This window comes from Mailhella sp. (assembly GCF_057866825.1).
Genome location: NZ_DBMAHT010000119.1, coordinates 1 through 6,073 on the forward strand (window position 1 = coordinate 1; position 6,073 = coordinate 6,073).

Sequence of the window (6,073 nt, forward strand, 5' to 3'; positions counted from 1 at the left end):
CCCGACTGTCGTGGGTCTCTTCGTTTCAGGCAATATCTCTGTTGCGTTTTAATTTACAATCTTCATGAAAAAGTTTTCCCTCCTTCCCCCGGGCCCCCATCCTCTCTTTCAAAACTTTTTAATTTTTGGGGCGGTGCGGCGTTTTTGGGGGAGGGGGCTTTTCGGTGGGTTGCTTTTTGGTGGGAGACTCAGGGAGCGGCATGCATCAGGAGGTCGGGCCCCGGGGAAACTCCGGCCGCAGGGCGGAGTGCGGCGGGATTGTCGTCCGGGTTTTGGCAAGGCGGCATCGAGCGCGCGCAGAGCATCTTCGGGCGCGCCTTCGGCACAAGCGGAAAGGCGCGGCGCGTTTGGTCGGAAACGCGTTTCGTTGCCGGGGATGCGCGGCGCAGGCAGGCGGGGCGGATTCGGGCCTGCTTTCGGCAGACAAGGGACGGCGCGGCGTTTCGGGCCCATGATGCGGCGGGCTTGTTCGCAGACGGGGCGGCTCCGCGGTGGCGGGGCGGTCAGACAGCCGCGGGCTTCGACCTCCCGGAGAGCATGGCTTCGTCCGTGGGGAGGTCGGCGCGATCATGCGCAAAGCCGCGGCGTCCGCTTCGTCCTGGAACGCAGATCAGAACTCCAGCGGCTTGCAGATTCCGCCGCGTTCGCGCTCGCGGAACAGCCTGTTGCGGATGACGAAGTACACGACAAGCATGATGACGCCCGTGATGATCCACGAGACGGGATAGACGTAGAGCAGCGTTTCGTAAGTGGGGAACATGCGGAACACGGTATAGACCCACACGATGCGCAGCAGGCACGAGCCCACGAGCGTGACCATGGCGGGCAGCATGGAGATGCCCATGCCGCGCAGCGCAGCTCCGCTGATTTCGTAGGTGGCGCAGAGCCATTCCATGCTTTCGACGATGGTCACGCGGGTGACGGCGTGGCGAATGACTTCGGGATCGCTGGTGTACATGCCGGAGAAGAAGGCGGCGCCGAGGGTGAAGGTGAGGCAGGTGAGACCGGCGAGCACGACGGCGCAGGCCATGTTTTCGCGGAAGATCTTCTTGCAGCGGTCGAGCTGGCACATGGCGTAGTTCTGGCTGGTGAAGGTCACGGTGGCCTGGCAGAAGGCGTTGACGAAGAAATAGGAGATGAACTCGAAGTTGATGGCCGCGGCCGAACCGGCGGCGGTGCTGGAGCCGAAGCCGTTGATGCCCGAGAGAATGCACACGTTGGAGAGCGAGAAGATCATGCCCTGCAGTCCGGCGGGAGCGCCGATTCTGATGACGCGCAGCAGGTGAACGCGGGCGATGACAAGCTTGCGGAGGTTCAGGCGGATCATGTCGTCTTCGGTGAGCAGAAAGTACAGGACGAGCGCGGCGCTGACGAGGTTGCCCGTGAAGGTGGCGAGGCCCACGCCCGCGACGCCCATGTCGCAGAAGAGCACGAACACCACGCTCAGCGAAACGTTGACCACGCCTGCGGCCATGAGGCTGTACATGGGGCGCTTGGTGTCGCCCACGCTGCGCAGCACGGCCGCGCCGAAGTTGTAGATCATGATGCACGGCATGCCGACGAAGTAGATGCGCAGGTACAGCACGGCCAGATCCATGACGTCGTGCGGCACGTCCACGAAGCGCAGCAGCATGGGCGCAAGGAACTGTCCCGCCACGAGCAGGAAGAAGCCGCTCAGTATGGACACGGCCATGACCGTGTGAACGGCGGACTGGCAGGCCTGCTGATCCTCTCTGCCGACGTAGCGGGCGATGACGACGTTTGCGCCGACGGAAAGCCCGAGAAAGAGGTTGATGATGAGATTGACGATAGGTCCGTTTCCGCCGACGGCGGCCACGGCCTGAGCTCCGACGAAGTGTCCGACCACGGCGACGTTCGCAGAAATGAACAGCTGCTGCAGAATGCTGCTCATGGCAATGGGCAGGGCAAAGAGAATGATCTTGCCCAAGAGCGGACCGTGCAGCATGTCAACGTGCTGGGCATGTCCCATCGTTTTCTCCTTCATGCAGGGGGGTGAGTACAAAGGATGTTTCGCCGGAAAGCCAGCGGGGAACTAGGTTGAACCTATCACTTTCCGGCGTCTTGTCCAGCCGGGAACAAGAAGTCGGCGGAAGAGACGTCGAAAGACGAGGGCTGCCTGGTCGCGGATGGGCGCAAAAAAGGGCGGGAGCCGAAGCTTCCGCCCTTCGTGTCGGATGCCGGGAGGCCTTACAGGCAGCGCAGCTGCGTTTCCGTGTCGAACACGTGGCCGTGACCCTTGCGGGCCGTGAGGCGGATGACGTCGCCGGAAGAGGGACGCTGCGAGCCCTGGAGGCGCACGATGACCGAGGAGCTTTCCTGCTTTTCGGGATTCGCGCTCAGGGGACGGCAGTAGGCGAGGGTGTCGGAGCCGAGGGCTTCCACGATGTCCACGGTGACGCGGATGTCGCCTTCGGGGTCGAAGATGAGGTCTTCGCTGCGAAGGCCGAGCAGAATGTCGCCGCTGCGGCCGGAGATGTCGATGTCTTCGGCCTGCACGCCGGAAAGGCGGGTGCCGTCGGGCAGTATGATGTCGTTCTTTTCCGCGCGGGCGCGCACGATGTTCATGGAGGGGGAGCCCATGAACTGCGCCACGAACACGGAGGCCGGGCGCAGATACACGTCGTCGGGGGTGCCGTACTGTTCGATGTGGCCCGCGCGCAGCACGAGGATCTTTTCGGCGAGCGTCATGGCCTCCACCTGATCGTGGGTCACGTAGATGCTGGTGGTGGCGAGGCGCTGATGCAGGCGGCGCAGTTCGATGCGCATCTGATTGCGCAGATTGGCGTCGAGGTTGGAGAGCGGTTCGTCGAAGAGGAACACGCTGGGTTCGCGCACGATGGCGCGGCCCATGGCCACGCGCTGACGCTGGCCGCCGGAAAGCTGACGGGGCATGCGTTCGAGCAGGCCGTCGAGGCCGAGGAGCTTGGCGGCTTCCAGGGCGCGGCGCTTGCGCTCGTCGGCGGGAATGCCGCGCACCTTCAAACCGTAGGTGATGTTGTCGTACACGTTCATGTGCGGATAGAGCGCGTAGTTCTGGAACACCATGGCGATGTTGCGGTCCTTGGGCTCCATGCGGGTGACGTCCTTGTCGCCGATCATGATGGTGCCGGAAGTCACTTCTTCGAGGCCTGCGATGCAGCGCAGGGCCGTGGACTTGCCGCAGCCTGAGGGGCCCACCATGACCATGAACGAGCCGTCCGGCACTTCGAGGTTGAGACCGGAGAGCACTTTGTTCTTGTTGAAAGTCTTGTCTATGTTGATGAGACGAACGTTTGCCATTGTCTGATCCTTGTACTACTTCTCGGTTTCCACAAGTCCGCGGACAAAGAGCTTCTGCATGCCGAGCACCACGAGCAGCGGCGGCAGCATGCCCAGAAGGGCCACGGCCATGATGAGGTTCCATTCCGGAACGGCGTCGGGAATGTTCACCATGCGCTGAATGCCCATGACCACGGTGTACATGCTTTCCTGATTGGTGACGAGCAGGGGCCAGAGGTACTGGTTCCAGCCGTAGATGAACAGCACCACGAAAAGCGCGGCGGTGTTCGTGCGGGAGAGCGGGAGCACCACGTCCACGAAGAAGCGCCAGGGGCCTGCGCCGTCGATGCGCGCGGCTTCGAGCAGTTCCTGCGGAATGGTCATGAACATCTGACGGTACAGGAACGTGGCCGTGGCCGAGGCGATGAGCGGCAGAATGAGGCCGGGATAGCTGTCGATGAAGTTCAGGTTGGCGGCCACCTGGAAGGTGGGCACGATGCGCACTTCCACGGGCATCATGAGCGTGATGAAGATGAGCACGAAGCACAGCTCGCGTCCGCGGAAGCGGAAGAACACGATGGCGTAGGCCGCGGTGATGGAAATGGCGATTTTGCCGAGGGCGATGCCGAGCGCCATGATGAGGCTGTTGCCCATCATGACCCACACGGGAATGCCGCCGGCGGCCTTGAGGCCCTGGGTGAGCACGGTGGTGAAGTTCTTGACGAGCTCCTGACCGAACCACAGGGGCGTGGTGCCTATGAGCACGTCGTAGCTGTGGGAGGTGGCCACGAGCGCCACGTACAGGGGAAAGAGAACGACGGCCGCGCCGAACAGGAGCACGGCGTGACTGAGCGCTCTTCCGAGTCCTTTCTTTTCTACCATGACGAATCTTCTCCTGTTGCGGCTAGTAGTTGACCTTGCGTTCGACGTAGCGGAACTGGAGGAAGGTCAGAATCATGACGATGAACATGAGCACCACCGACTGCGCGGAGGAACCGCCGAAGTCGAGGCCGATGAACCCGTCGTTGAAGACCTTGTAGATGAGTGTTTCCGTTGCGCGAGAAGGGCCGCCCTGCGTGACCGCATGCACGATGCCGAAGGTTTCGAACAGGGTGTAGATGGTGTTGACCACGAGCAGGAAGAAGGTCGTGGGCGAGAGCAGGGGGAAGATGATGTTGCGGAAGCGCTGCCAGGGGCTGGCGCCGTCGATGGCGGCGGCCTCGATGAGCGAACGCGGAATGGCCTGGAGTCCCGCAAGGAAGAACAGGAAATTATAGGAAATCTGCTTCCAGGAGGCAGATATGATGAGCAGCAGCAGGGCCTGATTGCCGTTGAGCTTGTGGTTCCAGGTGTATCCCAGGCTGTCGAGCAGCGAGGAGAGCACGCCTACGGAAGGATTGAACAGAAAGAGCCAGAGCACGCCGGCGAGGGGCGGAGCCACGGCGTAGGGAATGATGAGCATCGACTTGTAGAGCGTGCCGCCGACGCTTACCTGATCGGCGACGACGGCCATGAGCAGGGAAACCGTCATGGTGAGGGTGATGGTGGCGATGCTGAAGATGAAGGTGAGATACAGCGTTTCAAGATAGCTGGGATCGGAGAAAAGAACGGCAAAGTTGTCCAGTCCGACGAACTCTCTGGAAAGGCCGAAAGAGTCTTCCATGTATACCGACCCGAGCAGGGCCTCGCCGGCGGGGTAGAAGAAGAACACCACCGTGATGACAAGCTGGGGCAGCAGGAAGAGAATGGGCAGCAGCAGATGCTTTTTGCCCCGGAACGCGTAGCGCTCATCCTGCATGAGAACTCCTTTGACGGCTGTGGTTGAAAAAAGGGGAGAGTTTGCCTCTCCCCTTTGTGTGCGATGAGCGGATCAGCTGTTGGCGCGCTCAAAGCGGCGCAGTTCGACGTTGCCGCGCTTCACGGCGGCGTCGAGGGCTTCCTTGGCGGTCTTCTTGCCGGCCCAGACGGCTTCGAGTTCTTCGTCGATGATGTTGCGGATCTGGACGAAGTTGCCGAGGCGCAGGCCGAGGGTGTTGATGGTGGGCTTCTTGTCGGAGAGGGCCTTCACGGCCACGTCGGTGCCGGGGTTCTTGTCGTAGAAGCCCTGCTGCTTGGTGAGCTCGTAACCGGCGAGAGTGACGGGCACGTAGCCGGTGGCCTGATGGAAGGCGGCCTGCACTTCAGGCTTCAGAATGTAGTTGATGAAGGCGGCCACGCCGTTTTCGGAATCCTTGGAATGACCGGCCATGGCCCAGATGGCCGCGCCGCCGATCACGGTGTTCTGGGGAGCGCCCTTCACGTCGGGCCAGTAGGGCAGCACCATGACGCCCCAGTTGAACTTGGCGCCGGCCTTGACGGCGGCGTAGGAGCCGGAGGAGTTCATGAGAATGCCCGCTTCACCGGCGGTGAAGGTGTTGATGGCTTCGGACTTGCGGCCCACGTACACGGAAACGCCTTCCTTGTTGAGCTTGGAGAGGAAGTCGATGTGGCGGACCTGCAGGGGACCGTTGAAGAGCAGTTCGGTGTTCAGGCCGTCGAAGCCGTTGTTGTTGGAGGCAAAGGGAACGTTGTGCCAGGCGGAGAAGCTTTCAAGCTGCACCCAGGACTGCCAGCCGCTGGTCATGCCGTACTTGCACGCGCCGGATTCCTTGATCTTGCGGGCAAGGTCGGCCACTTCGGGCCAGGTGCGGGGGAAGTTTTCGGGATCGCCGCCGGCCTTCTTCACGGCGTCCTTGTTGTAGTAGAGCACCGTGGTGGAGGCGTTGAAGGGCATGGCGATGAGCTTGCCGTCGCT

5 protein-coding genes are annotated in these 6,073 nt (G+C 61.9%); all 5 read right to left on the reverse strand.

The annotated features are described in order from the left end of the window. Nucleotides 1-610 precede the first annotated feature (610 nt). Nucleotides 611-1,990 carry an MATE family efflux transporter gene (locus tag ACZM96_RS09050; RefSeq protein ID WP_489488654.1) on the reverse strand — a complete coding sequence of 460 codons (1,380 nt, stop codon included), beginning with the start codon at nt 1,988-1,990 and terminating at the stop codon, nt 611-613. 218 nt (nt 1,991-2,208) lie between these two features. Further along, on the reverse strand, nt 2,209-3,300 hold the full coding sequence (locus ACZM96_RS09055; protein WP_294487354.1) for an ABC transporter ATP-binding protein: 1,092 nt from the start codon (nt 3,298-3,300) through the stop codon (nt 2,209-2,211). Between the two features lie 15 nt (nt 3,301-3,315). Then, entirely contained in the window at nt 3,316-4,161 is an 846-nt protein-coding gene (gene ugpE / locus ACZM96_RS09060) for a sn-glycerol-3-phosphate ABC transporter permease UgpE (protein WP_294487351.1), read from the reverse strand. A gap of 22 nt (nt 4,162-4,183) precedes the next feature. Then, nucleotides 4,184-5,077, reverse strand: a complete 894-nt coding sequence (gene ugpA, locus ACZM96_RS09065; RefSeq protein ID WP_489488656.1) for a sn-glycerol-3-phosphate ABC transporter permease UgpA — start codon at nt 5,075-5,077, stop codon at nt 4,184-4,186. 72 nt (nt 5,078-5,149) lie between these two features. After that, a partial coding sequence (ugpB, locus tag ACZM96_RS09070; protein WP_489488658.1) for a sn-glycerol-3-phosphate ABC transporter substrate-binding protein UgpB occupies nt 5,150-6,073 on the reverse strand: 924 nt, incomplete at its 5' end.